This window comes from Arthrobacter sp. GW822-FHT05G07 (genome assembly GCF_058799755.1).
The window spans coordinates 1-26,113 of the sequence record NZ_JBXALT010000013.1; the positions used below are offsets into that span (position 1 = coordinate 1).

Annotated in this window: 28 protein-coding genes; 19 read left to right on the forward strand and 9 right to left on the reverse strand. The window is 62.8% G+C overall.

Annotated features, from left to right (window positions below; genetic code table 11):
* The 11 genes from AC1RJY_RS20150 to AC1RJY_RS20200 form a co-directional block, all read left to right on the forward strand.
* On the forward strand, positions 1-495 hold a 495-nt coding region (locus tag AC1RJY_RS20150), incomplete at its 5' end, for a lipoyl synthase (protein WP_498603104.1).
* A 118-nt stretch (positions 496-613) separates the two neighbouring features.
* The gene (locus AC1RJY_RS20155) at positions 614-1,048 is read left to right on the forward strand and encodes a hypothetical protein (RefSeq protein ID WP_498603105.1); all 435 of its coding nucleotides are present in this window, start codon (positions 614-616) and stop codon (positions 1,046-1,048) included.
* A gap of 293 nt (positions 1,049-1,341) precedes the next feature.
* The gene (locus AC1RJY_RS20160; RefSeq protein ID WP_498603106.1) at positions 1,342-1,794 is read left to right on the forward strand and encodes a hypothetical protein; all 453 of its coding nucleotides are present in this window, start codon (positions 1,342-1,344) and stop codon (positions 1,792-1,794) included.
* A 90-nt stretch (positions 1,795-1,884) separates the two neighbouring features.
* Positions 1,885-2,733, forward strand: coding sequence for a COG1470 family protein (locus AC1RJY_RS20165; RefSeq protein ID WP_498603107.1), 849 nt, complete (start codon positions 1,885-1,887; stop codon positions 2,731-2,733).
* A 1-nt stretch (position 2,734) separates the two neighbouring features.
* Positions 2,735-3,250, forward strand: coding sequence for a hypothetical protein (locus AC1RJY_RS20170; protein WP_498603108.1), 516 nt, complete (start codon positions 2,735-2,737; stop codon positions 3,248-3,250).
* Entirely contained in the window at positions 3,247-4,506 is a 1,260-nt protein-coding gene (locus AC1RJY_RS20175) for an Ig-like domain-containing protein (RefSeq protein ID WP_498603109.1), read from the forward strand. The genes AC1RJY_RS20170 and AC1RJY_RS20175 overlap by 4 nt, the downstream gene beginning before the upstream one ends.
* Positions 4,507-4,665: 159 nt before the next feature.
* Positions 4,666-5,730 (forward strand): FUSC family protein, encoded by a 1,065-nt coding sequence (locus AC1RJY_RS20180; RefSeq protein ID WP_498603110.1) that lies wholly within the window; start codon positions 4,666-4,668, stop codon positions 5,728-5,730.
* A 96-nt stretch (positions 5,731-5,826) separates the two neighbouring features.
* Positions 5,827-6,324 carry a MarR family winged helix-turn-helix transcriptional regulator gene (locus AC1RJY_RS20185; protein WP_051025037.1) on the forward strand — a complete coding sequence of 166 codons (498 nt, stop codon included), beginning with the start codon at positions 5,827-5,829 and terminating at the stop codon, positions 6,322-6,324.
* Between the two features lie 79 nt (positions 6,325-6,403).
* Entirely contained in the window at positions 6,404-6,805 is a 402-nt protein-coding gene (locus tag AC1RJY_RS20190; RefSeq protein ID WP_014923192.1) for a hypothetical protein, read from the forward strand.
* Entirely contained in the window at positions 6,802-7,731 is a 930-nt protein-coding gene (locus AC1RJY_RS20195) for a serine/threonine-protein kinase (RefSeq protein ID WP_014923191.1), read from the forward strand. The genes AC1RJY_RS20190 and AC1RJY_RS20195 overlap by 4 nt, the downstream gene beginning before the upstream one ends.
* 73 nt (positions 7,732-7,804) lie before the next feature.
* Entirely contained in the window at positions 7,805-8,065 is a 261-nt protein-coding gene (locus AC1RJY_RS20200) for a GlsB/YeaQ/YmgE family stress response membrane protein (protein WP_011776589.1), read from the forward strand.
* 154 nt (positions 8,066-8,219) lie between these two features.
* Here the strand turns inward: AC1RJY_RS20200 and AC1RJY_RS20205 are convergent, their stop codons facing one another.
* Complete coding sequence (locus AC1RJY_RS20205) at positions 8,220-10,856, reverse strand: LuxR C-terminal-related transcriptional regulator (protein ID WP_498603111.1); 2,637 nt, start codon at positions 10,854-10,856, stop codon at positions 8,220-8,222.
* A 74-nt stretch (positions 10,857-10,930) separates the two neighbouring features.
* Between AC1RJY_RS20205 and AC1RJY_RS20210 the strand changes: the two genes are divergently transcribed.
* Complete coding sequence (locus tag AC1RJY_RS20210) at positions 10,931-11,581, forward strand: DedA family protein (protein ID WP_014923189.1); 651 nt, start codon at positions 10,931-10,933, stop codon at positions 11,579-11,581.
* Between the two features lie 31 nt (positions 11,582-11,612).
* Here AC1RJY_RS20210 and cls read toward each other — a convergent pair whose 3' ends face one another.
* The 3 genes from cls to AC1RJY_RS20225 are packed head-to-tail and all read right to left on the reverse strand — an operon-like array spanning position 11,613 to position 14,572.
* A complete protein-coding gene (gene cls / locus AC1RJY_RS20215) occupies positions 11,613-13,079 on the reverse strand; it encodes a cardiolipin synthase (protein ID WP_498603112.1) in 1,467 nt (488 codons plus the stop codon).
* A 6-nt stretch (positions 13,080-13,085) separates the two neighbouring features.
* Positions 13,086-14,150 carry an AI-2E family transporter gene (locus AC1RJY_RS20220; protein ID WP_498603113.1) on the reverse strand — a complete coding sequence of 355 codons (1,065 nt, stop codon included), beginning with the start codon at positions 14,148-14,150 and terminating at the stop codon, positions 13,086-13,088.
* 44 nt (positions 14,151-14,194) lie between these two features.
* A complete protein-coding gene (locus tag AC1RJY_RS20225; protein WP_238324414.1) occupies positions 14,195-14,572 on the reverse strand; it encodes an SHOCT domain-containing protein in 378 nt (125 codons plus the stop codon).
* Positions 14,573-14,889: 317 nt separating this feature from the next.
* Between AC1RJY_RS20225 and AC1RJY_RS20230 the strand changes: the two genes are divergently transcribed.
* A complete protein-coding gene (locus AC1RJY_RS20230) occupies positions 14,890-16,146 on the forward strand; it encodes a hypothetical protein (protein WP_498603114.1) in 1,257 nt (418 codons plus the stop codon).
* 34 nt (positions 16,147-16,180) lie between these two features.
* On the opposite strand, the gene AC1RJY_RS20235 is transcribed toward AC1RJY_RS20230, so the two are convergent.
* A complete protein-coding gene (locus tag AC1RJY_RS20235; RefSeq protein WP_210065441.1) occupies positions 16,181-16,936 on the reverse strand; it encodes a ZIP family metal transporter in 756 nt (251 codons plus the stop codon).
* A gap of 220 nt (positions 16,937-17,156) precedes the next feature.
* On the opposite strand from AC1RJY_RS20235, the gene AC1RJY_RS20240 reads away from it, so the two are divergent.
* The 3 genes from AC1RJY_RS20240 (at position 17,157) to AC1RJY_RS20250 (ending at position 18,973) form a co-directional block, all read left to right on the forward strand.
* Positions 17,157-17,765 carry a TasA family protein gene (locus tag AC1RJY_RS20240; RefSeq protein ID WP_014923184.1) on the forward strand — a complete coding sequence of 203 codons (609 nt, stop codon included), beginning with the start codon at positions 17,157-17,159 and terminating at the stop codon, positions 17,763-17,765.
* A 106-nt stretch (positions 17,766-17,871) separates the two neighbouring features.
* Complete coding sequence (locus AC1RJY_RS20245) at positions 17,872-18,564, forward strand: signal peptidase I (protein ID WP_498603115.1); 693 nt, start codon at positions 17,872-17,874, stop codon at positions 18,562-18,564.
* The gene (locus AC1RJY_RS20250; RefSeq protein WP_498603116.1) at positions 18,557-18,973 is read left to right on the forward strand and encodes an Hpt domain-containing protein; all 417 of its coding nucleotides are present in this window, start codon (positions 18,557-18,559) and stop codon (positions 18,971-18,973) included. The genes AC1RJY_RS20245 and AC1RJY_RS20250 overlap by 8 nt, the downstream gene beginning before the upstream one ends.
* 15 nt (positions 18,974-18,988) lie before the next feature.
* Here the strand turns inward: AC1RJY_RS20250 and AC1RJY_RS20255 are convergent, their stop codons facing one another.
* Complete coding sequence (locus AC1RJY_RS20255) at positions 18,989-20,302, reverse strand: MFS transporter (RefSeq protein ID WP_498603117.1); 1,314 nt, start codon at positions 20,300-20,302, stop codon at positions 18,989-18,991.
* Positions 20,303-20,519: 217 nt separating this feature from the next.
* Here AC1RJY_RS20255 and AC1RJY_RS20260 point away from each other — a divergent pair, with 217 nt between their 5' ends.
* Together AC1RJY_RS20260 and AC1RJY_RS20265 are read left to right on the forward strand one after the other, a co-directional pair.
* Positions 20,520-21,260 (forward strand): IclR family transcriptional regulator, encoded by a 741-nt coding sequence (locus AC1RJY_RS20260; RefSeq protein ID WP_011776577.1) that lies wholly within the window; start codon positions 20,520-20,522, stop codon positions 21,258-21,260.
* A 118-nt stretch (positions 21,261-21,378) separates the two neighbouring features.
* The gene (locus AC1RJY_RS20265) at positions 21,379-22,566 is read left to right on the forward strand and encodes a 4-hydroxybenzoate 3-monooxygenase (RefSeq protein WP_498603118.1); all 1,188 of its coding nucleotides are present in this window, start codon (positions 21,379-21,381) and stop codon (positions 22,564-22,566) included.
* A 136-nt stretch (positions 22,567-22,702) separates the two neighbouring features.
* On the opposite strand, the gene AC1RJY_RS20270 is transcribed toward AC1RJY_RS20265, so the two are convergent.
* Both AC1RJY_RS20270 and AC1RJY_RS20275 read right to left on the reverse strand, forming a co-directional pair.
* Positions 22,703-24,649, reverse strand: coding sequence for an HNH endonuclease signature motif containing protein (locus tag AC1RJY_RS20270; protein WP_498603119.1), 1,947 nt, complete (start codon positions 24,647-24,649; stop codon positions 22,703-22,705).
* Between the two features lie 48 nt (positions 24,650-24,697).
* Positions 24,698-25,048 carry a MerR family transcriptional regulator gene (locus AC1RJY_RS20275; protein ID WP_498603120.1) on the reverse strand — a complete coding sequence of 117 codons (351 nt, stop codon included), beginning with the start codon at positions 25,046-25,048 and terminating at the stop codon, positions 24,698-24,700.
* Between the two features lie 43 nt (positions 25,049-25,091).
* On the opposite strand from AC1RJY_RS20275, the gene AC1RJY_RS20280 reads away from it, so the two are divergent.
* The gene (locus tag AC1RJY_RS20280; RefSeq protein WP_011776573.1) at positions 25,092-25,550 is read left to right on the forward strand and encodes a VOC family protein; all 459 of its coding nucleotides are present in this window, start codon (positions 25,092-25,094) and stop codon (positions 25,548-25,550) included.
* Positions 25,551-25,561: 11 nt separating this feature from the next.
* Here the strand turns inward: AC1RJY_RS20280 and AC1RJY_RS20285 are convergent, their stop codons facing one another.
* Positions 25,562-26,053, reverse strand: a complete 492-nt coding sequence (locus AC1RJY_RS20285) for a hypothetical protein (protein ID WP_498603121.1) — start codon at positions 26,051-26,053, stop codon at positions 25,562-25,564.
* Positions 26,054-26,113: the final 60 nt, after the last annotated feature.

The window sequence follows — 26,113 nt, forward strand, 5'->3', positions numbered from 1 at the left end:
TCCAAGCCCGAGGTGTTCGCGCACAACGTGGAGACCGTGCCGAGGATTTTCAAGCGGATCCGTCCGGCGTTCCGGTACGAGCGGTCCCTGGATGTCATCACCCAGGGCCGGGACCTTGGCATGGTGACCAAGTCCAACCTGATCCTGGGCATGGGCGAGACCCGGGAGGAGATCTCCGAAGCGCTCCGTGACTTGCACGCGGCCGGTTGTGACCTGATCACGATCACCCAGTACCTGCGCCCGTCCGAGCGGCACTTGCCCGTGGACCGCTGGGTCAAGCCGCAGGAGTTCGTGGACCTCCAGCACGAGGCCGAAGAAATCGGGTTCCTCGGTGTCATGTCCGGGCCGTTGGTGCGGTCCTCGTACCGGGCCGGACGCCTGTGGGCCACCGCGATGCGGAAGAAGGGCTGGGAAATCCCGGCCGCCCTTTCCCACATCGAGTCCTCCGGCACCACCCGCCAGGAAGCCTCCACCATCCTCGCCGCCCACGGTTAAGCGCCGCTCCACAACAGCCGCTACTCGCGCGCCCAAAAGGTCTCGACATCGCGGAAATCACCAGCGGCGAGATGAGGGTTGTGGTGGCCGGCTGCGGAGGGAAGGCGTGCACCTTCCGGTGACTGCCGGCGCCGCAGGCGCGGTGCCCAAGGCCAAGCTCAATTCGCTGGCCATCAAGATCGGCGTCGGTTCGTCGTTGAAGTTCCTCAGCAAGAAGGGACCGTTCGCCCGGCGGCTCCTGGCAGGCGAGCGCTATTCGCGGGACGCGTTGATCCACGAACTGGCCGAACGCCCGGGAATCGATGGCATCCAGCTCTACAGCTTCAGCTCCTTGGAATCGTTGCCCGCAGTGACAGCGGCCATGATCGACGGGTGTCTCGGCGCAGACTGCAGCAGTAGTACGACGGCGGATGGTTGCCTCTGGGAGGCGGCTGGCCGCCGTCGGGGGTTAAGTCATGATGCCGAAGCAATCGAACGCCAGCGCAGTTTTAGCTCAAGATGGGCACAATGTTCGCGCACACATGCCCCGATTCGGGCGGTGACGCAGCTTTGAGGCCCTGTCCACTTCTTGGACATACTCCGGGAAATTGAGTATTCCCAGGCCTAATCTGACAGTAATTTCTGGCAACGGACCAAGTAGTCCGAGGACAAAAACTAAGTACCTGCATCATGAAGGTGGGTATTTTCTACTCCCTGTTCGAATGAAAAGAGGCGTACCCGGAAAGCTAGCCACAGGGCTTGTGCTGAATGAACCATTGGGGACATCGCTTCATCCGACAAGAACGATCGGATGCTGGGGGTTGCGACGCGGCTCCCCGGGACGTAGATCAACCAAGGAGTCTTATCATGCGCAAGCTTTCCAAGAAGAGCCGGGTCACCGCAGCCGTCGCAGGCGTTGCATTGGTAGCAGTGGGTGGCGGAGCTGCCTACGCCTACTGGACCACCACCGGTTCGGGCAACGGCACGGCAACCAACTCGACCGGCGGCGGAACGGTCACCCTTCACGCGACGTTCGCAGGCGGACTGGCACCGGGCAACCAGGTTAGCGTTGCCTACACTGCCGACAATGCCACGACCTCCAGCACCGTGGTTGGGGCGCTCAGCGCCAATGTGACCACCGATGTGGCGAGCTGTCTTCCGGAATGGTTCGAGGTCACGGCCGTCACCAGCAACAGCTCGGTCGCCGCCAACACCACAGGAACATCCGTGGGCGCCGGCGTTCTGAAATTCAAGGACGAAGCGGTGAACCAAGACGCCTGCAAGAGTGCAGTCGTAAAGGTCAACGTCACCAGCAGCTAGCGTCGGAGCGCCGGGGACCACCTTGCGAGTGGTGGTCCCCGGCCTACGCATTCCTGCCCGCAGCACCGAACACGTCCGAAAAGAGCTTCCATGGACCACCGGCCAACGCGAACAACGCCGTTCCACCGAACAAGATTGCCACTCCGTGCGCTGATACTTGCGCTCCTAGTTGCTTTCGTCCCGGTGGCGGCCCTCGCAGCAAGCAGCGGGCAGGGCACCTCGCAAGGGAACCAGGCCAAGGTTTCCAAGGGGATTGCGGTGGCGCTGTCTCCCTCAAGCCGGACCCTGGACCCGGGGCAGTCCACCTCGTTTACCGTGTCAGCCACGTCAACGGGAGGTTTCGCCGGGACTGTCACGTTCGCCGCCAGTGGGCTGCCGGCAGGCGCGGCAGTGGCGTGGCAACCGTCGGAGGTGGTTCTCACCTCCGGAAGCACCGCGCAGGTGACCATGACAGTGCAGACGGGCCCCACCACACTTGCCGGTAAGACGGACTTCACGGTGAAGGGCGCCAGCGGATCAGTGCAGGCTTCAGCGCCCGCGCAGCTGCACGTCCTGGAGGTTAAGCGGACCTTTGACGTTTCCGGCTCGGTGGATGGTTTGCTCGCACCGGGAATCACCAGGCCCGTGAATCTCCAGATTTCCAACTCCCACAACAAGAGCATCGCGGTGACCAATCTGACCATGGCTATCAGCCAAGTGGTCAGAACCTCAGCGGCGGTGGCCGCCAACCTGCCCTGCACCACGGCGGACTACAAGATCACCCAATATTCGGGGGTGTACCCGCTGACGGTTGCACCTGGCGTCCGCACCCTTTCCGAGCTCGGCGTGCCGGAGTCCAAACGACCGCAGATCGCCATGCTCGACACCTCCAAGCTCCAGGACGGTTGCAAAGGCGCCACCCTCAAGCTCACGTACTCCGGCACGGGACAGGCGAACTGACATGACTGCGACAGTCCGAACCCCGCGCACTCCAGGCACCGGACGCCTGGCACGAACAGCCGCTGCCACCGTGGCCCTCTGCATCCTCGGCGGTGCAGGCTCCGCGTACGCCTACTGGACTACCACCGGAATTGGTAGTGGATCGGCAACGAATGGCACCATGCAGGCCGTCACAGTGGACGCACTCATCCCTGGCGATACCCTGCAAACCAGTTTGGTCCCCGGTGGGACTGCCGACGTCATTCTGCGCGCCACCAACCTCAACGCCCACGCCGTCACCATCTACGGCATTGCGGCGAGCGGTCCTGTGACCGCCGACTCCGGGCACCCGGGATGCGCCACCACCGGAGTGACGTTCACGCCCCCGGCCGCACCCTTGACCCCCGCAGTAATCATCCAGCCGAACACCTCCATCCAGCTCACGCTCGGCAATGCGGCCAGCATGAGTGCGGCGTCCGTGTCAGCCTGCCAAGGTGCCCAATTCAACGTTCCCGTCACTCTGGAGGTACGGAAATGAGCCGGCTTGATCAGGCCACGGGCCGGGCGACGTCCTCGTCCGCCACCTTTGGACGCTGGAACAGGATCGTCGTGATTGTCCTCGGGATACTTTTGGTTTCCTGGGGAGGGCCGGCTGCCAGTGCGTTCTGGGGTTCGGTCAGCAGCGGATTCGGTGCGGCCAAGGCCGACGCCGTAGCCCAGGGCGCGAGGCCCACTACCGCGGTTTCCGGCACCAGCGTGACGGTCACGTGGACGGCGAGTACGACGGCGGCAGGCCGGCCCGTAACCGGCTACAGCATCGCGCGTTACGCCACAGCCACCGCAGGTACCGGGATCGCTGCGGCAGGAACCTGCACGGGTACCATCGCCGCCCTCAGTTGCGTGGACAACAACGTTCCTACCGGGACCTGGTATTACGCGGTCACCCCGTTGTTGTCGGCCTGGCAAGGCGCGGAAAGCACCAGGAGCACGGCTACGGCCATGGACGCGACTCCGCCGGGAGCACCTGTAATTACTGCTCCTCTCTACGTGAATTCCAGCACCGTGAACAGCGTTCCTGTCAGCGGCACCGCCGAACCCGGTTCAACCGTGGTTCTCACGGTCACCGGTGCCGGGGCCCAGCCTTTGACGCAAACCATGACGGCCAACGGTTCGGGAAACTGGACGGCAACTCCGGTTGATCTTAGGGACTTCACTGACGGAACCATCAACTACTCCGCCAGGGCAACAGATGCAGCCGGCAACACCGGCACTGCAGGTACGGCAGATTCCACGAAGGACGTGACCGCACCGACGGTGACCGGGGTTCAGCTCACTAACGGTGGAGCCGCCGGAATCCTCGACAAGGGCGATAGGGTTACGCTGACATTCTCCGATGCACTCAACGGGAATCTGATCTGCAGCGCTTGGTCGGCTACAGGCGCCCAGTCCCTGACTGCCAACAGCGGTCAAGTGACCGTCAGCGTCGATGCAAACGATGTCCTCACAGTCAGCAGCGGAGCCTGTACTGTCAGGCTCGGCGGTGTTTTCCTCGGCGCTAACTACACCACCCAGAGCCGCAGTTTCTCGGGGCAAGGCAACGGCGGCAACGCCTCCTCCTTGGTATGGAACGGCATTGGCACCCTCACCGTTACTTTGGGAGCGGGAACCGCAGGCACAAACACAGTCACCTCGACGAATGTGTACCCCACTTACACCCCCGCCTCCGGCTTGACTGACGTCGCTGGCAACCAGCTTGGCACCTCGCCGGTTTCAGGGGCTCCCGCGCTCTTCTGACCCCAGAAATTTGTCCAGAGGCAGTGCCCCTCGCCCACGTGATGAGGGGCACTATCTACGCCCATTACCGGGGTAGCCCTAAATCCCGGGCGTAACCTTGAAGCGGACGCCAGCGCCGCCGTCGTACTTTTGATCCTGCGACGAAAGGCGAGCCGCTCCTTGAAGGCTGTAGCGGAAATGTTCACGATGGGCCCTGGAAACAAGGACCACCATCCCGCACTCCGCTGCGCTGTAGGTGTGTTTGTTCCGCTGATTACGTTGACGCTGTTGGGGCGGCTGGACTTGGCCGTGTTTGCGTCGTTTGGTGCCTTCACCGGAATTTATGGCCGGAATGAGCCCCACAGCGTGCGGTTCCGGAGCCAGTTGCGCGCCGGCGGCTTCATGCTTTTGATCATTCTTCTGGCCACGCTCATGGCCCGTTTTGCGCAAGCTGGAGGCATCGAAGGTGCAGCATATTCCTGGCTCCTGACGGCTGCGACTACCGTTGTGGCCGGTGTTTGTTCCGTGGTGGTGGCCGCGTGGCGGCTGCGGCCCGGCGGCTCACTCTTTCACATTTTTGCCTTCGCTGCCATTGCTTCCATCGCCGCGCAGCCTCCCCTCTGGGAAGCCATGCTGGTTGCGGTGGGGACCACAGTCTTTTGCTTGCTCATCGGCATGTCTTCGCGCGTACTCAAAAGCCACCGGACGCCGTGGAAACGGCCGCCGCCCATCCGTCACACCTCAGCCGAGCGCCGGGCGATCTGGCTTGAAGGCGGCGGCTACCTGGTGGCTGCGGGTCTGGCGGGGACCATCGCGACTTTGGTGGGGGAACGGCTGGGGTTCGGTCATACCTACTGGGCCATGGTGGCGGCCGTAGTTCCGTTGGTGGGTCATTCGACTCGTCACAGGGTGAGCCGTGGTATTCAAAGGATCGCGGGTACGGTGATTGGGCTGGTTTTGCTGGCCGGCATTCTGTGGCTGAATCCCGCGCCGTGGGCCATGGTTTTGGTCATTGCCGCGTGCCAGTTCGGAGCGGAGATGTTCATTGCCCGCCAGTACCTGGTGGCGCAGGTGTTTGTGACGCCGCTGGCGTTGATCGCCACGCTGTTGGCGGCGCCGGTTGATCCTGCCTTACTGCTGCGTGATCGCATCGTTGAGACCGTCATTGGTGCCGCCGTCGGCGTTGCAGTGGTGGCAGCTCCGGCTGTTTGGCGGCGACTACGGGCCGTTGGTCCGGACGCTTAGCCACCCGGGGACCGGTGACGGTCTGCGCCACCCGCGCAAATCACCTAGTATCAATTGCTTAGACAATCGAGATACATGTCTACCAAAGGACTGGTGATGAGCGACAAAAGTGAACGTCAGGGCTATTGGTACGGACTGGAGAGCCGCAAGCAGATGGGCGCCGTTGACGTCCTGAATGCACTCAGGGACTATCGCTCGGCCGAAGCCGACATGCGGCGCCGCACCCAGGCCTCCATGGGAATGGGTGAAACGGACCTGTTGGCCCTGCGGTACCTGCTGGAAGCCGAGCGCGCGGGCAGGGACGTGGGGCCAAAAGAGCTGACGGTCCGCCTGGGTATGACGTCCGCTTCCATGACGTCGCTGGTGGATCGGCTGGTCAGGTCCGGATACGTCATCCGCGAACCGCATCCCACTGATAGGCGGGCACTCATCCTCAAACCAACCCCAGGGTCGGACCAGGAAGTACGCAGCACTCTGGGCGACATGCACGCCCGAATGATGGAGGTTGCGGGCACCTTGAGTGCCGAGGAATCCGCGGTAGTGGTTGAATTTCTCAGGCGTATGCGCGGCGCAATTGACACCATCGCCACATAATCCCGACTGGACTTAAGTAGTAAGTACACATATAACTAGATAGCCAAGCTACTTACTAGGGAATGTGTGGGAGAGAACGATGACAGTCGCGCTGCGTGAACCAAGCTCCACACCAGTGGCTGAGAATACCGTTGACGTAGTCACGGAGCAGGTTATTCCCGAGGGGCCCGTGCATTGCGGTGCACACATGGCCATCTCCGCCGGGCCATCATATGACTCCATGCAGTGGGTTTCAGTGGAACCCATCTGGCCGGAGTGGGCTTGCGGTTGCGGCTTCCGGATGGATATCGACGCCCTGGACCCCGTGAGCGGCGTCTGGATCGCCGCTCTCCGCCGCCAGAGCCTGCAGCATGAACTGGCAATCGCCCAGAACACCCTGGAACTGACGTTCAAAAAAGCGGTCGACGCCGGAGTCGACCCTCGCGCTCTGGCCGACGTGACCGGAGTGCCCGCCGCCGAAATCGAATCCCTCCTGCAGTGACGCTCCTTGACCGGGCGGCCGTCCGCGCTGATCGCGGGGCCGCAACTGCTGAGCGCCCGGCCGCAAATGCCAGTGCAAATGCAGGCGCAAAATCGGTGCACCAGGACGTGCTGCTTGGAGGGCGTTACCGGCTCGGTGCCCAACTGGGTGGCGGCTCGGAAGCGTATGTCAACGAGGCATTGGATCTGCTCTCCGGCAAAACGGTGGCGGTCAAGATCTTCAGGTCAACGAACTCCTTGGACAACGCCCCTTTTCGGCGGGAGCTGGAAATCCATGGACGTTTGCGGCACAGGAACATCGTCAGGATTCTCGACTCCGGTGACACCGACTCCCGTGGCGACGGCGTCGGCGTCAGTCAGGACAACCGCCACTTCGTGGTGATGGAGCTGGTGGCCGGTAAGGACCTGCGGTGGATCCTGCAGGACAAGCCCGCGTCCCCGGAACAAACTGCCGCGTGGATGACCGACGTTGCCCGCGCCTTGGCCCACGTTCATCGCAGGGGAATTGTCCACAACGACATCAAGCCGGGCAACATCCTGGTGGACTTCGCGTCCGATCCCGGCGGCCCTGGAGTCGCTAAACTGGCCGACTTCGGAATTGCCCTCAACGGACGCCACGGTGTGCCCAACTCTTCCTCGGGCACACCGCACTACCTCAGCCCTGAAGAAGTGTGCGGCGGAACGTCCACAACCGCCAGCGACATCTACTCGCTGGGACTGGTTGCCCTCGAATGCCTGACCGGAACCAAAGCGTTCCCAGGCCCTCCCCTTGAGTCCATGGTGGCAAGGACTCTTGGAGAACCCCGAATTCCCGGCACGGTGCGGCGGCGCTGGTCCATGGTGCTTCATGCCATGACAGACCCCGATCCTGCCGGCAGGCCGTCTGCCAGCCAAACCGTCGGTATGCTCCGACGGCTCAGCTGGTAGCCAACAATCAGGCCGATAGCGGCATGCGTCCTTATGCCGAACTGGGGCCTCTTCATGAAAGAGAGAAAGAAAAATGGGAATCATCGGTTGGATTGTTTTGGGTTTGATTGCCGGAGCCATCGCAAAGGCCATCAAGCCCGGCAAGCAGGGTGGCGGATGGATCGCCACGATCCTCCTGGGCATCGTGGGTGCCGTCCTGGGCGGTTGGATCGGCAGCGCGCTCTTCAATGTAGGCATCAACGAGTTCTGGTCGCTTTCCACGTGGTTGCTCGCAATCGGCGGCGCACTGCTGGTACTCATCATTTGGGGACTGGTCACACGCAAGAAGGCATAACCGTCTGAATGACAAAGAGGCCCCGACGCTGCTGCTGGTTCTGCAGGGTCGGGGCCTCTTTGCTGCCCTCCGGGGGTTATCCAGGAGTTAAAGGCTGTTATTCGGCTGAGTAGCCGAGGGCCAGGTCGATGAGCGGCGTCTTCCGAGGTCACGGCTACGGCAAATATCCGCTCTTGTAGGCTGCGGCCACCGCGTCATGCCGCGAACCGGCCCCCAGCTTCGAATAGATAATCCGAACGTGCGTCTTCACGGTGTTCACGGACAAGTGGAGTTCCGCTGCCATCTGTTCCTGCGACAAGTGAGACGGAAGAAGAGTGAGGACTTCCCGTTCCCGGGGAGTCAAGGCCTGCGCCCGCCGGGCATCGGTGGGCGGCCGCAAAACCAGCAGGCGCTGAGCGAGAGTCTCTTGGGGTCCGTAGGAACCTGCCCTTTCCACCAGGAGATCAATGACCTCGTGGGGCGCGATTGCCAAGGGCCGGAGCACGTCCAGGTCGTCGGCTTGACGCAGGGCTTCTTCCAGAATTTTGCCGGCAAGTGACCGTCGTCCGGTCCGGATGGCCATGGAGCATTCCAGGACGTTAACGTGGAGCCGGGTCCATTCCAGCACGGGCTTCACCGCACCGGTGTGAAACGGCTTGAGCCGATCGGCAGCGGCGTCGAATCGGCTGATCCCTGCTGGACCCTGGGCGCGGAGGAGGCAAAGCTCACCCGTTCCTGGTATTCGCTCCTCCGCCCATTCCAGGACCTCCCGGGCATGGTCGGCATGCCCCAGTACCAGCGCGGCCGTGTGCTCAATGACAGCGATGCAGGCAGCCAGGGGTTGTGCAAAGAGATGGTCCCTGCCGATGCGCAGGCGGGCTTGGCGCATGCCTTCAAGAGCGTTGCGCCTGTCCCCGGAATCCATGTGCGCGCACGCAGTGATTATTTCCAAGGTGGCTCGCATGGCAGCTCCCACACCCTTGGAGGCAGCCCCGAGTTGACCGAGTTCGGCAACGCCGGCTGCAGCGAAACGCAGGGCTTCTGCTGGTTCCGCTCGGAGGAGCGCAGCAGAGGCATGCATCAGGGCTCCAACCGACCTGCCGGCTCCGGCCGTCCACACGTGTGCCGGAAGCTTGTCCTCGGCGAGCCGCAGGAAGTGACTGGCACGGCGTAGCTGGCCTTGCATGGAGTAGGTGGCGGCGAGTTTGAGGTACACCTTGCCGGCGAGGTAGGCGTTGCCCGCCTCGGTGGCCTCCATCAGGGCGGCGGAAGCCTCGTTCTCCGCGGTTCCATATTTCCCTTCCACCAGTGCGGCGGTGACGCTGACCATTCTCGCCTCGATGCGGACATCACTTTGCCTCGAGAAACGGAGGGCAGCATAGTCCGCCGTGGCTTGCGGGTCCTGATCTTCCCAGCCATCGTTGAACCAGGAAAGGCGTGCTTTTGCCAATGCCTGCAGTTCGCGGAGATCGGGAGGTAAGTCGTCTGCCCGGGTTCGGTTAGCCGCGGCCATGTAGCGGGTTGCGGTGGTGGGCTGACGGCTTTCCACGTGTGCCAGGGCGGCAACCACGCAGAGCGTGGGGTTCGTGGCGAAGGCGGCATCGGGCAAAGCCGCTATCGCACGGCGGACCTGCATGACTTCACCGGACCCCAGGAGTGATGCGCCGTGCCGTTCAAGGACTTCGCCGATCAGGCCGTTGTCCGCCGAGTCCATGGCGTGCCTGAGCGTCGCTTCGGGTTCGCCGGCCTGCTCATGCCACTGGGCGGCGATCCGGCTGAAGCGGAGTAGTTCGTCTGGCTGCTTCCGGGCCAGTTCGGCCCTGAAGAACGCACGGATCAGGGGATGGACCAGGAAGACTTTCCGCCCGCTACCTGCCGATTCAACAAGGTCGCGGTCATCGGCCAAGCTGGAGAGGATGCTTCCGGCGTTCCGGTGGCCTGCAAGGGTATTGGCCTGAGCAGCAACCACCACGCGGCACACACTGGTACTGGAAAGGACATGCCGTTCTTCACCGGAAAGGGTGCGGATGATGTGGTGGTCCAGGTAATCGGAGAGCTGCCGGTTGTTGGCAGCGATGTCTCCCAAGGGGGCCTCGGTATCGGCGGCTTCGCGCAGGTAACGCAGCGCGAGGACTACACAGGCAGGCCAGCCCGCGGTCTGCCTGAACAGCTCGCGCCGTTGGTGCATCCCCGTCAGGGTGGTCGTCTTTGCTGCCAGTACGTTGATTTCCTCAAGACTGAAAGCCAGGTCACTCGAGCGCAGTTCCACGATGCGGCCGCTGAGCCGGGCAGGTCCGGCATCAACTGCAGTGCTGTCCCGTGCAACGAGTGCCAGTTGGATGGGTGGTCCGGATTGGTTGAGCAGCGCCGGAATCCAACGCTCGCGTTCATCCGAACTGAAGCCGTCCACTCCGTCGATGACCAGGCGAACGCTGGTGCCGGTGGAGGCCAGCTCCTGGGCCAGGTCACCCAGGACTTCCACGGCATCTTCTTCTTCTCCGGAAAATTGCCTGAGTGCACCGGGCGGGATGGCCGGGGATCGCCTCAGCGCCTGCAACATCGCGGGCCAAAGCGCTTCCCTGTTGTGTTGGTTGGGGCTGAGCCACGCCACCTTGTGTGCCTGATCTTCCAGCCACTGGCTCAGAAGCACTGTTTTTCCGTACCCGGCAGGGGCGCAGATGAGGACGGTATCGGCCGTGTCGTCGAGCTTGGCCACGAGTCGGGATCGAGCCAGCAGGACCAAGGGCAGCCGGGGGACCGCAGTTGGCTTCAGGCTCAAGAGGTCCGGGCGGGTACCACCTTGGTCGTCCACTCCTTCAGTGTAGGGCGGGGTATCGAGGATTCACCCGGTAAAGGCGATCCGCGTGGCGACTCCAGGACGTAAGGATGATCTTGGCGGCCGTGAGACGCTTGGACGAGGCCCGGGAGAGGGGTTTCACCGTGCAGGCTTTTAAGGACTTCATGAGCGCCGCGGATTCCGGGTGGGTCTACCCGCTCGGAGCGATCTTCGTGGCGTTGTCTGCCGTCTTCCCGCCAATTCCCACGACGTCCCTGTTTGTGGCATTGGGAGCTCTTTCAGCGACGGATAACCTTCCGAACGGGTTCTTGTTGGTGGTGGCGATGCTGGCCGGTGCCGTGGCCGGCGATGTGGGGGCGTATGAACTGGTCCGGCACCGGGATATGGCCAACTGGAGGATACTCCGTGGCCCCCGGACCCAGAAGGCCCTGCACGCTTCCCGGGAGCGCTTAGCCAAGCACGCAGCGTCGTGGGTCCTGACGTCCAGGTTCGTTCCCTTGGGGCGGCTCACCATGAACGTGGCCAGCGCCATCACGCCCGTTCCGCGGGGAAGGTTCATCCTTTATTCAGTGGCTGCCGGCATCCTGTGGTCCGCATACTCCGTTGGCATTGGTGCCCTTTCAGGGCTTTTGCCTGGCTTGTCCACCGAATTCGCAGTGGTCATGGCAATAGCTTTCTCGCTGCTGCTGGGCAGGGGTATCAGTGCCGGCGTGACGTGGTATCTCCAGCTGGACGACTGACTTAACCCAGCCGGGCTAGTGACGTGAGCGGCTACTGAAGCGACGACGTCAGCCGGGCCAGGTTATCCAGTGCCACGTGGCCCACTGGCCGCCGGAGCCAATCCTCCAGCAGCAACTCCGTGCTGGCTTCCCGGTAGCCGTCTTCAACAGCCCGCATTTGGTCCACAATGGAGCGTCCGTGAACCAGCACGGAGACTTCCATGTTGAGGCTGAACGATCGGACATCCATATTGCTTGAGCCGATCACAGCGACGTCGTAATCCACTGTGAAGTGCTTGGCGTGCAGGACCTGCGGGGCCTTGTAGAGGTAGATGCGGACACCGGCCCGCAGCAACACTTCGTAGTAGGAACGCTGTGCGTGATAAACCATGGCTTGGTCGCCCACTTCGGACACAAAGAGCTCCACGCTGAGGCCCCGGGAGGCGGCCGTAATGATGGCCAACTGGATGGCTTCGTCGGGCACGAAGTAGGGGCTGGTGATGCTGACGCGATGCTCGGCCTTGTAGATGAGCGTGGTGTACAGCTTGAGGTTGTTGTCATTGTCGAAGCTGGGGCCGCTCGGCAGGATCTGGGCGTCGATGAGCTCGGGCGCGGAACCGAGGACAACCGGGGAGGTGTCCAGCGGCAGCAGGGTCTCGGATTCGCTGTACCAGTCAGTGACGAACACGGCGTTGAGCTCGCGCACCACTGGCCCTTCCAACCGCACCATCAGTTCGTGCCATTGGAGCCCGCGCCTGACGTTGCTTTTCTTGTTGTAGGACGCGTCGATGAGGTTTTGCGAACCCGTGTAACCCACCCTTCCATCCACCACCACCAGCTTGCGGTGGTTGCGCAGGTCCGGGCGTTGCCATTGTCCCTTGAACGGTCGGAGGGGGAGCATGGCATGCCATTCGGCGCCCATCCCCTCAAAAGCGCGCAGCATGTCCCGATACGTGGGATCACGCACCGCCGCCAAATGATCGAACAGGACCCTGACCGCCACGCCACGCGCGCGTGCTCTGGCCATGGCCTCGAAGAACGGAGCCGTAGTGGGATCCAACGCCAGAATGTAGAACTCCACATGCACGTACTCCGTGGCGGAGTCGATGTCCGCGATCATTCGATCGAAGCAACCCTTGTAGTCCTCCAGCAACTCGGCCCGGTTGCCGCCCACCATGGGCAGCGCGCCCAGACGGAGGTTAAGTTCGACGGCGGACCGCAGCCAGGCGGGCCACTCCTCACTGTGGCTGACTGCTGAGAGGCCTGGCGTCCGTCCCAGTATGAGCTCGTTCACGGCGCGCTGCTTCTCCCGCCGAGCCTTGGGAAGCTTGCCGCGGCCCACCAGCAGGAACGCCACCATTCCCAGGTAGGGGATGAAGATAATCGCCAGTACCCAGGCAATGGCGGACGACGGGCGGCGATTGGCTGAGACCATCACCGCCGCGATTGATCCGAGCACGATGTGGAGCGCCAACAAGATCAAGGCGACAACATCGACGTCGTTCAGTAGTCCTTGCATGCCGCACTACTTGGCGTTCTGCTGCGGTATGACAACCTTCTTGATGATCAGCAGAATCGAGGCGGTGATGGGGCACGCTATCAGCGCCCCCAGCAGGCCCAGAAGCGTCCCTCCCACCATCGCGCCGATGAGGACCAAGGAGCCCGGGATGCTGATCGCCTTCCCCACTACCCGGGGCGTCAGTACGTAGGCCTCCACCTGCATGTAGACCAGCATGACGAGGAAAACCACCAGTGCAGTTGCGGGAGACGTGAAAAGCGAAACCACTGTGATGATTGCGGTGCTGATCGCACTGCCCACCAAAGGTATGAGGGTGATGGGAAATGCCAGGACCGCGAGTACTGCCGCATATCTCACCCCGGCAACCGACAGGACAATGAAGGTGAAGATCGCATTTAGCAGGGCGAGAATTGACATTCCACTCAGGTATTTACCCACGGAAGCGATAATTGTTTCCGAGATATCAGCGAAAGATTCCCGGCGGGAAGCCGGAACCAGCGCATATAGGTTGGACTTCATGACCTCGTGCCCGGCCACGAAGTAGAGCGTTAGGACTACTACGAAGATCACGGCGAAGGTTCCGTTGACCACGTTGTAGCCAACCTGCACGGCGCCGCCGCCAATGGCAAGCCACACATTTGGATCCGCGGCCGAGGTTTCCAGCCATTCGAGCAACGGCGACAGTGCTCCGCCCAGGGAGCCGTTGAAGTCCCGGAACCATTCCTGTTCTCCCACCGCATCAAAGCTGGAAGGAAGCACCCGGACCAGCGCGGCGCCCTCCTCCACCAGAATCGGGACAATGAAACGGATCAGCACCACTACAAGCACCAGGAAGCCAACCGCCACAGCAAGGACGGCGCCACCGCGGGAGAGTTTCCAGCGTTCCAGCCAGCGAACCAAGGGATAGAGCCCCAGTGAAATAAACAGGGCCGCAAAGATCAAGGTCAGCGAATACCGCAGCGTGATGACGGCGGAGCCCAAGGCCAGGGCGACCAGTACACCGAGCGCTGCGATGAGGCCGAATCGAAACGGTCCGCCCTCCAGCAGCGGAAATGCCTTCAATCGCGTCATGCGGTCCCTTTCGGCCGTACGGGAATGGCGGACCGTAGCCTGAGTCAGGCCAAAGCGATCTCCTTGAGGCGAGCGTACTCGGCTTCGGTTATATCTCCAGCCGCAAGCAGTGCCTTGGCTGCTTCGATTTGCTGGGTGGGCGATGGGGCTCCGGCGACTTCACGAATGTAATTCTCCGCCTCTTCAACGGATTCCCGGACCCGTATTTCACTGCGTAGGGCCATGCCCTTCCCGCGCATGATCACGTAGATCAATGCGGAGATAAAGGGAGCCACAAATAGGCACAGGATCCACAATGCTTTGACGCCACCGCTGAGGGCTTTATCGCGGAGAAGATCGGAAATGATCTGAAAGAGGAGGATCAGGTAAGCAATAAAGAAAAAAGCAACAATGATGCTCCACAACGATTCCAAAAAGCTCATGGTGTCTTTCCCATCGTTCATTCGGCCCGGGGCTGGACCGCCATCATCCGGCACGGGAACCGATCCCCGGCAGGACCACAACACCATTCTCAATTCGCTGACGCCCAACTGCGCGTGCCTTCAGAGGATAGGTAACGATTGAACAGAAAGATCACCCACTAAGGGTGAGCGCCGGTGGCCCCGGCTCGACCACGGGCAGCCCTGGGGCCTGGGCGCCGGTCGGTCACAAATCTCCCGTAGCACGGCGGCTGCGGACTGCATCCAACGGTCCGTTACGCTGCTCAAAGCCACGCCACTCCGCACGCTTAGGGCCACCAATGACGCACTCTTTCGCAGCCGACAACGCCGTCCCGCAGTCGGAAAATCCGGCGGAATCGTCGTCGGAACCTTCGCTCCAAACAGGCGGCGAACGCACCGCCGCCGGCACCGCCCTGGGAGCATTTGGAATTGCCGCCGTCATCGGAGGATTCGCACTTCTCCTCCACTGGCTGGCGCAGCATTCGCCGCGGATTGGCCCCGGTTACGAGGGCTGGCCGCAGGACACCACCGTTTCGGCGTTTGCCGCCTTGCGCTGGTTCTTCGGCGACATGACCGAGCCCTTGTTCTACAAGTCCGATCTTGCAGCGCTCGGACTGCTCGCGGGTGCCACGGCTGCGTGGTGGGCCGGCCGACGAGGCGCGAAATGGGCCGGCACGCTCAGCTACGGCACAGGTCTGTGGCCGTGGGTCCTGACCTCGGCGTCACTGAGTCTGATGCTGTCCAACCTGGCGTTCGGATGGATGCTGGACGACGGGTGGCAGCCAACATTCGTGCCGTTGGTGTGCGTCGCCCCTGCCATGGTTCTTCTCTACGGGGCGGGGTGGCGGACTTGCATCACCGGCGCCATCCTGGGGGCAGCCACCACCACACCGCTGGCGTTGCTGTTCATCCCTACCGTCTCTGCGCCGCTTGGCCTGCCAGCCGTGGTGGCGTGTGTCCTCGCTATGTCAGTGGGGTCGGTCATCTCGTTCATGCTTGCCCGGCGGCTGCCGTGGCTTGTCCTGCGGGAGCCTCGGCCGGCGACGCAACCCGAGCTGCCGCCGTCGGGCCCTATCCCGAAATTTCTCAGGGACGTCCAGTGGGCGGCGCGCCGGGTCCTCAGGGACTTCACCGAAACCCACTTCTTTGCCAACGAACTCGCCGGCGCCTGCGTGATCCTGGCCGTGGGCGCGGCGTTTGTCCTGAACCCGGGATTGTCGTCGTACGGAACGGGCCTGTTGCCACACATACTGTTTGCCCAAGCGCTGACGTCGGCCATCGGCGTCACGCTATGGAGTGGTTGGTACCGCGACGGCGGGTGGGCGGCCACCTACGCGTCCGTCGTGTCAGTGGCTCCTGCAACAGTCCTCGCGTACGGCGGCTCCTGGACGGCGATGGTGGGTGGGGCCGTAGTGGGAGCGGTCCTTGCGCCGCCTATAGCCAAGGCCATATCCGCGCGGCTGCCGGCCGGATTCCATCCTGTCATCGGTAATACAGCGGCCATGGCAATCTCGACGGCGGTTGCCGTGCCGGCGCTTGGGCTGCTGCCCTTCTAGACCCAGCCCTCCCCGCTCATGCCGGTGCAGCGCGTCAGCCGCCCACGTGATGAATGGTGAAGGCACTCAGGAAGCCGACGGCGGCAGTCAGCCCGGTCAGGTTGTGATGCTCCTCGAAGGCCTCGGGAATCATGGTGTCGGCGAGCATAGCAAGGATGCCGCCTGCGGCGATGGCGGTGATGAACGCGATCACGGTTTCCGGAGCGTTCTCCAATGCGGTGTACCCCAGAAGTGCAGCAAGCCCGCTGAACACAGCGATGCCGATCCACGTACCAAAGACGTACGCGGGGCTGCGCCCGGCCTTCTTCATGCCTGCCGTGCTGGAGAGCCCCTCGGGAACATTCGAAATGAAAACGGCGGCGAGCATGGCGGGGCTGACTGCTCCACCGGCGAGGAGTCCGACGCCGAGGACCACGGATTCGGGAATGCCGTCAATGAGGGCACCTACTGCGATGGCCGTGCCGCTTCCGGGGGAGTCTTTCTCGGAAGGCTGAGAGCCGCCGGAGCGTTTCCTATGCTTGGCGCCGGCACGGGCCAGCAGGGCGTTGGAGCCCACAAAGATCAGGGCGCCCAGGAGGAAACCGAGGACTGTGGGGAGCAAGCCGCCGCCCTCCACGGCTTCGTCAACCAACTCGAACGCCAACGCTGAGATCAATACACCCGCGCCGAATGCCATCACCGTGGACACGATCTTGGGCGGTACTTTCCACATCCACGCGATGCCCGCCCCAAGGACCAAGGCACCGCCGGCCAGCGTTCCCCACATCAAGGCCTGCAACCACATTGGCATTTTTCCTGCCCTCTCATCGGCCGTTCACGTGCATCATGAAGTGTTGCACATGGCACCTTGTGTGACTGCTGAAAGTCTTGAGGGTTTCCTGAGGAACTGTTGACCGAACACAGGATTGGTTCTTGATCCGGGCCCGGCACAGTAGTTCTTGTCAGCCAGAGAGGCTGAAAAAGAACGGCCGGCCGGACCCGCGGTGGCCTCCCGAAAGGACCATACTCAGATGGCCATCAGCCTCAAGACCACCTCAGGCAAGATCCTCGCTTCCGTCGCACTGGTCGGCACCGCAGCCGCCGTCGCCGGCATGGGCACCTACGGCGCGTTCACCTCCTCCACCTCCGCCTCCCAGGCCGTCACCGCAGGCACCGTCACCATCGCCCTGGGCGCACCCGGCCCCGCGAACACCCTCAACGTCCCCGTCACGGGCCTGCTGCCCGGCGACAAGGTCGAAAAGCTCGTCACCTTGGCCAACACCGGCAACTCGGACCTGAACAACGTCACCCTCACCACCTCCGCCGGCGCCACCGCATCCCTGCTCACCACGGACGCCACCAACGGCCTGCAGCTGACCATCGAAAACTGCTCCGTAGCCTGGACCGGCGCCGCTGCACCCTACAACTGCACCGGAACCAAAACCACCGTCCTGGCCTCCGGCCCGGTCATCGCAGCGAACAAGGCCCTGAACAACCTCACCTCCCTGACCTCGGCCAAAACCGACAACCTCAAAGTCACCACCGCGTTCCCCACCACCGCGAACAACGACTTCCAAGGCGCCGCATCCACCATCGCCTTCGCCTTCACCGGCACCCAACGCACCGAAACCACCAAGTAAGCACTGCCCTAGAAACAACAACAGCCCCGCCGGGCCTGGTCGGGCGCCCCCCTGCCCGATCAGGTCCGCCGGTAGACCCACCCAGCCACGGAAGGAACGCCAGGCAATGAGCGCCATCACCACCATCAGCGAACCCGCAGTCCATGGCCGGCGTTCCGCCGGGAAGGTTACTGCCGCCGTCGTGATCCCTACGGAAGCTGCGGCCGCAACAACAGCCAACGGCAAACCGGGTGCGTTCCGGCGGGTCGCCGGCAAGGTAGCCAGGGGAATTGGTGCGGGCATGCTAATCCTGGGCGCAATGGTGTTCCTGTTCCTGGCGATCGGACCACGGATCCTGGGCTACCAAACCTCAACCATGCTCACCGGCTCCATGGCGCCGCTGATCAACCCCGGCGACGTCGTCGTCACCGTCCCCACACCCGTCACGGACATCAAAGTGGGCGACGTCATCACCTACCACATCCCCGTCGAAGACCAGCGGGTGGAAACCCACCGCATCACCGAGATCACCACCACCGCCGACGGCGGCGTAGCAGTCCAAACCAAAGGCGACGCCAACAACGGCATCGACCCCTGGATCGCCACCCTCCAAGGCAAAACCGTGGACAAACAAATCGCCACCATCCCCTACGTCGGCAACGCCATCCGCACCCTCCGCGAACCCATCGTCATGAACACCCTCATGTACGGCGCACCCACCATCCTGGTCATCGGAATGCTCGCCTCCATCTGGACCAAAGACCCCAGCAAGTCAGAGCCGGAAAGCGTCGCAGCTCCCCAGGCAGCCAGCGGTGAGTAAGGACCCGGACCCAACGCCGGAGGCAACAGCCCTTGAACCGTGCAAGCTGACAGTGCTGGCTGACGAGTTGGGAGACTCAACACCAGCGCTCCGTTTTCTCTCCACATATCTGTCCATGCTGCCCGACCGGATGCTGAGGATCTCCAACGGCTTGTGCCGGCACGACGTCGACGCGAGCATGGACGCCATCCTCAGCCTCAAGGTTTCCTCGGCCATGGTGGGCGCCCTGGACACAGAAGACCAGTGCCGGGCCATTGAGCTGATGATCCGGGAAGACCACTTCGACTCCGCAGTGGAGGCATTCCCGGCGCTTCAGAACTCTACGGACCGCTGCTTCGCTGCCGGACCGCAGTTGCTGGGGAAGGCTCGGGAGTCGCTCTGCCAGTCGATGATTCCTCGCACGACTTAGCGGCCAACGTGGCGTCTAGTGGTCTACCGGCACACTGGTGTCAGCGGTCTTGACCTCATGCGGCACCACGAATAGCGCGGCCACTGCCAGGATCCCGGCTGCGGCGAATACGTAGAACCCCGCAGGGTAGGCGATGTTCGCGGCCACCAGGGTCCCGGTCACGGCAGGCCCAACGATCGCACCGAGCCTACCCACTCCTGCTGCGAAGCCCAGTGCAGTTCCGCGGAGGCGGGGCGGGAAAAGCTGGCTGACCCAGGCGTAGACCAGCACCTGTGAGCTGAAGACGAAGACGCCGGTGACGAACACCGCAGCGTTGAGTAGGAACTCGTTCTGGATCTTGACGCTCAGAATCGCCAGGAACACCGCGGACAATCCAAACCACATCAGCACAATCTTCTTGGTCCCGTGCTTGTCGGCCAGAACTCCGGCAAGGAAAAGACCCGCCACGGCGCCGAGGTTCAGGACCAGCAGCAGGGTCAGGCCCGTGCTCACGGGGTATCCGGCGGCGGCCATCAATTGCGGCAGCCACGTGTTCAGGCCGTAAACCAGGAGCAAGCCCATGAATGACGCGATGCCGATGCCCACGGCAACCATGGGATAGGGCTTCTGCAGGAGGTCCCGGAAGCCTGTCTTTGGCTTGGCGACGGTTGAATGCTCGACGCCGGTTGTTGCGTTCGCGGATTCGCTCGGCTTTCGTTCGGCAGCCCTTGGCGAGCCGGCCTGTGCTGAGCCGGCCTTCACGGGCGTTACTTCACGGAGCGATTCAGGCAACTTGACCCACAAGAACGGCAGGAGCACCAGGCCGGCAACGCCACCGATGATGAACATGAGTCGCCAGTTTGGAACGATGAAAATGGCCAGGAGTGCCGTTGCAACAGCGCCAACGTGGTACCCGGTCATGGTCCGTGTGGTGGACTTGCCCGCGGATCCGGCCGGGGCGTAGTCGTTGATGTAGGCCAAGGCGGCAGGGAGGCAGGCGCCCAAGCCGAGCCCGGCCAGCATGCGAAGCAGGGAGAAGACGGCGACGTTCGGGGCAAAAGCAACTCCGATGGTGAACAGGGAGAAGCTTGCCACGCAGGCGATCAGCAGTTTGCGGCGTCCGAACTTGTCGGAGAGCGGCGCGATGAAGAGAGCGCCGAGGCCCACGCCCACCAACGAAATGGTGGCTGCGAAGGTGGCTCCGACGGCGTCGAATCCAAGCTCGCCGGTCTTGATGAGTGTTGGGATGACGGTGCCCAGGACCACGAGGTCGAAGCCGTCCAGGACCATGGCCAGCCAACAGAGCCAAACAGGCCATTGGGAGCGGCGGGCAGATGACATCGTTGGCATAGCGTCCTCGGTACTTCTCAGTGGGCCCGACCGCTGAACGGTCGGTCGGTCATTCATGAGAGTTGTATCACCGCATGATGTTGTCTGGCACACGTTCTACCATTGAATGGAAGATGCTTTGGGGTGTCACGTCATATTGAAGACGAGACACTAACCAAGAAGCAGCGGCTAGAGGCAGCGACCAAGAGGCAGTGACCAAGAGGCAAGGGAGTGTATCGTGGCCAACTCGGCATCCGGCGATTCTGTGGTGGACCGCGTGGTGCGATTGATCGAGGCCTTTCCGGAAGGGGTGCCCTCGCTGCAGCTGAGCGAGCTGGCCCATCGCGCCGGACTCCCGCTTTCGTCAACCCATCGCTTGGTCCGGCAACTTTCCGAACACGGACTTCTGGATCTTGGGGCCGGGGGGACTGTCCGCTTGGGGCTGCGTCTGTGGGAGCTCGTGAACCGGAATTCGCCCACGCTTGCCCTCCGGCAGGCAGCCATGCCGTTCATGGAGGACATCCAGCAGGTCCTCAACCAGAATGTGAACTTGGCCGTGCTTGACGGATGGGAGGCGCTCTTCGTTGAGCGGCTTTCCCGGCGGGGATCGGTGGCCAACAGGGCGCAGATCGCCGGCAGGATGCCTGTCCATATTTCCTCAGCAGGGCTGGCCCTGATGTCACACCAGTCGCGTGAACTGCAGGCGGAGTACCTGGAGCAGTTCGCGGATCCGTTCGGAAAGGTGACTGCCGACGTCGTGCGTCATTACCTGGCCGAAGCGTCGCAGCAGGGGTACGCGCAACTGGCTGGCGTGGTGGACCCGGACACGTGGGGCATTGCCGTGCCGGTGATGAACGGTAAGCGACGCACGGTGGCGGCGCTCGGGGTAGTTGTGCCCCTTGCGGAGATGCGGCTCCAAGCGCTTGTGCCCGCGCTCCAGACGGCGGCTCGAGGGATAGGGCGCCAACTCGCCGACTAGATCTGCTTTCCGTTCAACGGAATTGTTGTAACGCTCATCACGAAACCCGGGCCACACTAATTCCAGACTCATCCCCGCTTCCGAGCAAGCCGGGATACGCAACGAAGCGAGGAAAACCATGGCACGCACAGCTATCACCACTCAAGTCGCCATCATGGGCGCTGGCCCCGCCGGCTTGATGCTCTCCCACTTGCTGGCTCAGCAGGGCATCGAATCGGTGGTGGTGGAGATCCGTAGTCGCAAGGATATCCAGGAAACGGTCCGCGCCGGAATCCTCGAGCATGGCACTGTGAACCTGCTGGTTGATTCCGGCGTCTCGGACCGGGTGCTGCGCGAAGGCGACCGACACGACGGAATCGAACTGCGATTCAACGGCGAAAGCCACCGCATCAACTTCAAGGAACTCGTAGGCGAATCCGTGTGGCTGTACCCGCAGACGGACGTTTTCATGGACCTCGCCGCCAAGCGGGAGGCCGACGGCGGCGTCGTCCGTTACAGCGTTACGGACACCACTGTGCACGACCTCGAAGGCAAGCCGAAAGTTTGGTTCACCGACGCCGGGGGCCAGGAGTTCGAAATCCAAGCCGATTTCCTGGTGGGTGCCGACGGGTCGCGCAGCCACTGCCGCTTCCAGATCCCCGAAGCCAACCGCAAATGGTACTTCCACGAGTACCCGTTCGCATGGTTCGGAATCCTGGCCGAGGCCCCGCGCAGCGCCGACGAACTCATCTACGCCAACTCCGAGAACGGTTTCGCCCTGATCAGCCAGCGCACCGAAACCGTTCAGCGCATGTACTTCCAGTGCGACCCCAAGGAGAACGTGGCCGACTGGGACGACGAACGCATCTGGACCGAGTTCCGCAAGCGAGTCAACGGCAACGGGTTTGAGCTCAAAGAAGGGCCGGTCCTGGAAAAGATGGTCCTGCCGTTCCGCAGCTTCGTCCACACCCCCATGCGACACGGCAACCTCTTCCTCGCCGGCGACGCCGCGCACACCGTCCCACCCACTGGCGCCAAGGGCCTCAATTTGGCGATACACGATGTCAAGGTGCTGTTCGAAGGCTTGGATTCGTTCTACTCAAGCGGCTCCACTGCGTTGCTCGATTCCTACAGCGACCGCGCCTTGGACCGTGTCTGGAAGGCCCAACATTTCTCGTACTGGATGACGTCCATGCTGCACACCGTGCCGGGCGCCGACGACTTCGACCGCGCCCGCCAGCTTGGTGAGCTGCACTCCGTTGTGACGTCCGAGCACGCCAAGGCATACCTGGCGGAGTCGTACACAGGTTGGCCGACCTCCCGGTAATCCTGGTGGAGGCAGGCCGCATGCTGCACTAGCAGCACCCGGTGACTCACTGGCTGTTGGTTTGGTGGCTCGCTGTATCAGTGAGTGGCTGAATCGCCGAAACAGCAATCCGCTTCCAGCTCTTCCCACCTTTCGCTCATGTCTTGTGGGGTGTGTGGTGGTGGTTGCGTCGGGGTGTTTGGTGGGGGTCGACGTGGGGTGGGGGGATGAACCAGGGGATGCCTGTTGTCATGTCGATGCGCCATTGCTCCTTGTGGATGAGGTGGTGGTGGTGGCTGCAGAGCAGGGTGCCGTTGTTTGTGCCTGTGGTGCCGCCGTGGGACCAGTAGGTGGTGTGGTGGGCTTCGCACCAGGGTGCGGGCATGGTGCAGTCGGGGAAGGCGCAGCCTTGGTCGCGGGCGGTGATGGCTTTGCGGATGTGGGGTGGGAAGATCCGGGTGGTGCGGCCGATGTCCAGGACGCGTGAGTCGCTGCCGAGCAGGACGGGGAGGATGTCGGCGTCGCAGGCGATTTTGCGGATGGTGTTCGGGTGGATCGGGCCCAGGAATGTGGCGGTCCCGGTGCTGAGCCGGTTCCCGGAGCCGGGCTGGGTGGGGCTGAGTTGGAGTTGGTTGAAGAGGTCGCGGCGGTCGATGGTGACGGTGACCTGGGGTCGGAGGCCGCCGTTGGAGGGCAGCTTCCCGGTGCTCATGGCGACGCTGCACGCACCGACGAGACCGTCGAGGAGTTTCTGCGCCCTCGAACGCCGGTCCAGATCCGGGCCGCTTGATCCGAGATCTGCTTCTTGCATGGTTGCTTCGTCGGCTCCTGATCCGGCCGGGTAACCTGTGCCAGGTCCTTGATCCGGGCCTTCGCTGGGTGCCGTGCCGGACTCCGGACCATTGAGGCGGGGGTTGGTGGCGGCGTTCATGGCGGTGGTGAGGGTTTCGTATTGTTCGGCGGTGGCGAAGATTTCGAGGTGGTGGAGTCCGTGGCGGCGTCGGCGGCGGAGGAACGCGCCTTGGAGTGGCCGGAGTGCTTCTTCAGTGGGTTCGGGGCCGTCTTGGTCGATGAGGTCGGTCCATCGTTTGGCCATTTTGGTGACGAAGTCCGGGTCGGATTCGATGGCGGTGGTGGTGAGGGCGTGTTCCATGTCGGTGATGGTCTGGGGCTCTGCGAGGTGCCGGACTTTGTCCAGGGCGGTACTGATGATCGTTGCCGAACGGGAGGGCACCGACGCGGACCCGATGGCGTCGGCGAGGATTTCACGCCGGGCCGGGAGGACCTGGCCGGTCATTCCGGCTTGGGGGAGGACCTCGGCGGCGAGGGCAAGCCGGCGCCGGGCCTCGCCGATGCCGATCCGCAACCGTGCCCGAAGGAACTCCGCCGCGTTCCGGTACCCATCATCCAAAGGATTGGCGGATGCCGTCGCCGTCGCATTGCCCGCACCCGCGACGGCCGTACTGGTATGAGTTGCTGCTCCCGCCGGGACGGTATCCGCCGAGGCTGAGGTTGCGGGAACCGTCGAAGGCCCCGCCGGTTCAGTCCAGCCTGTCCGCCATTCCGGCGCTGCGGCCGACACCCCCGGCTGCGCATGCTGTGCTTCCGTCCGGGTTCGTTCCACGGCGTGCGCCGCAACCACCTGCAAATACTCCACGGATCGCGAGATCTCCTCGACCCTGCCGGCAAAATCCGCGGCCTCAACAAACCCAAACAGCCGGGCCTCCGCGGCAGCGGTCGAGCGCATCGATTCCAACAGGGCAGCCCCCTGGCCGAGCGCCTGAGTCAGCCCCGGGACGGTGCCGGTGCAGCCGCTGCGTGGTTCTAAGTCCTCACTCGATGTAATTGATTTCGTTGGCGAACCTTGTTTTGAGCCAACCCTGCGGTCCCGCTGGAACTCCGAGGAGTTGGCGATCGACTCCAAGCCGTGAAGCAGCTCAGCGGTGAGTGGGTTGCCCGCAGTGGAGGCTACCGCCGTCGAGCGCTTATGACCGATTGCGATCTCACCGGGCACCGCTGTCGTTCTTAGGGGGATGCGTCCCGGCAGCCCGTCGGCACCGGACGAATCCGCCCGCCGCGCCAATGTCTGCCCAATGCCTTCCATAAATCAACAATGTCATTTGGGTCCATCAGGCATCAGCCCTCATCGCCGCTATGTGGATAAAGTGCGCAGTTCGTCGATCAGATGGTCCAAGGACGCGCGGTGGCGCTCGATCACAGCGATGTTGTTGCTGAGTCTTGCCCGTTCGCGCAGGAGCCGGGCCTGCAATTCCGATGTCCGCTTTCCAGGATCAGTGATGCAGGGCAGGAGTTCAGTCATTGCTTTGCTGCAGAGTCCGGCGTCGAAGAGACGCTGCATTAACCCGACGCGCTGAACAGCGTCGTGGCTGTAGGTCCGCTGCCCGGATTGTGAGCGCAACGGACTGAGAAGGCCTTGATCTTCGTAGTAGCGAAGTGAACGCGCGCTAGCCCCGGTCGCTGCAGCGAGTTCGCCGATACGCATAAGTATTTGCCCTCACGTTGGTGTCAGGTCCTACGGTACAGACATGACAAGTGAACCAAGCCCAAAGTCACCGGTCCGGCAGTTGCGCCTCGTCGTGGAGGCTGAGGATTACGAGGCTGCATTGATGTTCTTCCGCGACACCCTGGGCCTGTCGGAGCAGGCTGCTTTTGAAGGGGAAGGGGACGCCCGCGTCACCATCTTGGAAGCCGGCCGAGCCACGCTGGAGATTTCCAACCCCGCGCAGGTGCGGCTGATCGACCAGGTTGAGGCCGACGGACAGCCCAGTGCCAAGATTCGAATCGCCTTCGAAGTGGATGATTCCGCCGCGGCCACTAGAGACTTGGTCGAAGCAGGAGGCACCTTGATTGCTGAACCCAGGGAAACCCCGTGGAAGTCGTTGAATTCGCGGCTCGAAGCACCCGGCGGGCTCCAAATCACGCTGTTCCAGGAGCTTGAATCCATCGAAGAACGTAGCTCGAAGCCTGGTTTCAAACGCCCCTGACCGCTCGTGGCCTAACCGGCGACTCCCGTTTGATGGTCGATCCCCGCTTGGTCCACCTTCCGGTGGAAGCGCATTCCGGCCTTGCCACCTAGAATGGCGCCGATGAGGGGCACGATGAACGCGATGGCGAGGCCAATGATGCCACTGGCGGTCATGAGACTTCCGTCGACGGGGATCTGGGGCGCGCCATTGAGATCGCTGAGGATGTTGAACTGGCTCCCGGCCACAGTCGCGAGGATCGCTACGATGATGGCGACGATGATGCCCCATAGCCACACCGCGAGCCCTTGCTTCGCTCCGTCGAAACGGGCCATGCGTCCGGCGACGTAACCACCGCAGTAGTACGCCAGGAATAAGACGATTGCCAGGACGATGCCGCTGACGATGCCCAGAGTCTCTGCGTTCTGTTGCGCCTGTTCCGCTGCTTGTTCGGCGTTGGAAGAATTCGCTGCTCCCACGCCGACGCCGATCGCGGTAGCTAAGGCGCTCAGCAGGACAGTCATCCCGATTGCCGTTAGCCAGCCAAAGAAGGCCGAGCCCCATTTGATGCCGCCAAAGCTCTT

What these genes read in the sequence shown, in the direction of transcription:
- cls (WP_498603112.1), bottom strand. Translation starts at nt 13,079, where the DNA reads ATGCAAGGACTACTGAACGACGTCGATGTTGTCGCCTTGATCTTGTTG.
- AC1RJY_RS20165 (WP_498603107.1), top strand. Translation starts at nt 1,885, where the DNA reads ATGGACCACCGGCCAACGCGAACAACGCCGTTCCACCGAACAAGATTG.
- AC1RJY_RS20190 (WP_014923192.1), top strand. Translation starts at nt 6,404, where the DNA reads ATGACAGTCGCGCTGCGTGAACCAAGCTCCACACCAGTGGCTGAGAAT.
- AC1RJY_RS20170 (WP_498603108.1), top strand. Translation starts at nt 2,735, where the DNA reads ATGACTGCGACAGTCCGAACCCCGCGCACTCCAGGCACCGGACGCCTG.
- AC1RJY_RS20235 (WP_210065441.1), bottom strand. Translation starts at nt 16,936, where the DNA reads ATGCCAATGTGGTTGCAGGCCTTGATGTGGGGAACGCTGGCCGGCGGT.
- AC1RJY_RS20280 (WP_011776573.1), top strand. Translation starts at nt 25,092, where the DNA reads ATGACAAGTGAACCAAGCCCAAAGTCACCGGTCCGGCAGTTGCGCCTC.
- AC1RJY_RS20285 (WP_498603121.1), bottom strand. Translation starts at nt 26,053, where the DNA reads ATGACTGTCCTGCTGAGCGCCTTAGCTACCGCGATCGGCGTCGGCGTG.
- AC1RJY_RS20265 (WP_498603118.1), top strand. Translation starts at nt 21,379, where the DNA reads ATGGCACGCACAGCTATCACCACTCAAGTCGCCATCATGGGCGCTGGC.
- AC1RJY_RS20185 (WP_051025037.1), top strand. Translation starts at nt 5,827, where the DNA reads ATGAGCGACAAAAGTGAACGTCAGGGCTATTGGTACGGACTGGAGAGC.
- AC1RJY_RS20175 (WP_498603109.1), top strand. Translation starts at nt 3,247, where the DNA reads ATGAGCCGGCTTGATCAGGCCACGGGCCGGGCGACGTCCTCGTCCGCC.
- AC1RJY_RS20275 (WP_498603120.1), bottom strand. Translation starts at nt 25,048, where the DNA reads ATGCGTATCGGCGAACTCGCTGCAGCGACCGGGGCTAGCGCGCGTTCA.
- AC1RJY_RS20160 (WP_498603106.1), top strand. Translation starts at nt 1,342, where the DNA reads ATGCGCAAGCTTTCCAAGAAGAGCCGGGTCACCGCAGCCGTCGCAGGC.
- AC1RJY_RS20240 (WP_014923184.1), top strand. Translation starts at nt 17,157, where the DNA reads ATGGCCATCAGCCTCAAGACCACCTCAGGCAAGATCCTCGCTTCCGTC.
- AC1RJY_RS20255 (WP_498603117.1), bottom strand. Translation starts at nt 20,302, where the DNA reads ATGCCAACGATGTCATCTGCCCGCCGCTCCCAATGGCCTGTTTGGCTC.
- AC1RJY_RS20245 (WP_498603115.1), top strand. Translation starts at nt 17,872, where the DNA reads ATGAGCGCCATCACCACCATCAGCGAACCCGCAGTCCATGGCCGGCGT.
- AC1RJY_RS20270 (WP_498603119.1), bottom strand. Translation starts at nt 24,649, where the DNA reads ATGGAAGGCATTGGGCAGACATTGGCGCGGCGGGCGGATTCGTCCGGT.
- AC1RJY_RS20230 (WP_498603114.1), top strand. Translation starts at nt 14,890, where the DNA reads ATGACGCACTCTTTCGCAGCCGACAACGCCGTCCCGCAGTCGGAAAAT.
- AC1RJY_RS20210 (WP_014923189.1), top strand. Translation starts at nt 10,931, where the DNA reads ATGATCTTGGCGGCCGTGAGACGCTTGGACGAGGCCCGGGAGAGGGGT.
- AC1RJY_RS20200 (WP_011776589.1), top strand. Translation starts at nt 7,805, where the DNA reads ATGGGAATCATCGGTTGGATTGTTTTGGGTTTGATTGCCGGAGCCATC.
- AC1RJY_RS20225 (WP_238324414.1), bottom strand. Translation starts at nt 14,572, where the DNA reads ATGAGCTTTTTGGAATCGTTGTGGAGCATCATTGTTGCTTTTTTCTTT.
- AC1RJY_RS20220 (WP_498603113.1), bottom strand. Translation starts at nt 14,150, where the DNA reads ATGACGCGATTGAAGGCATTTCCGCTGCTGGAGGGCGGACCGTTTCGA.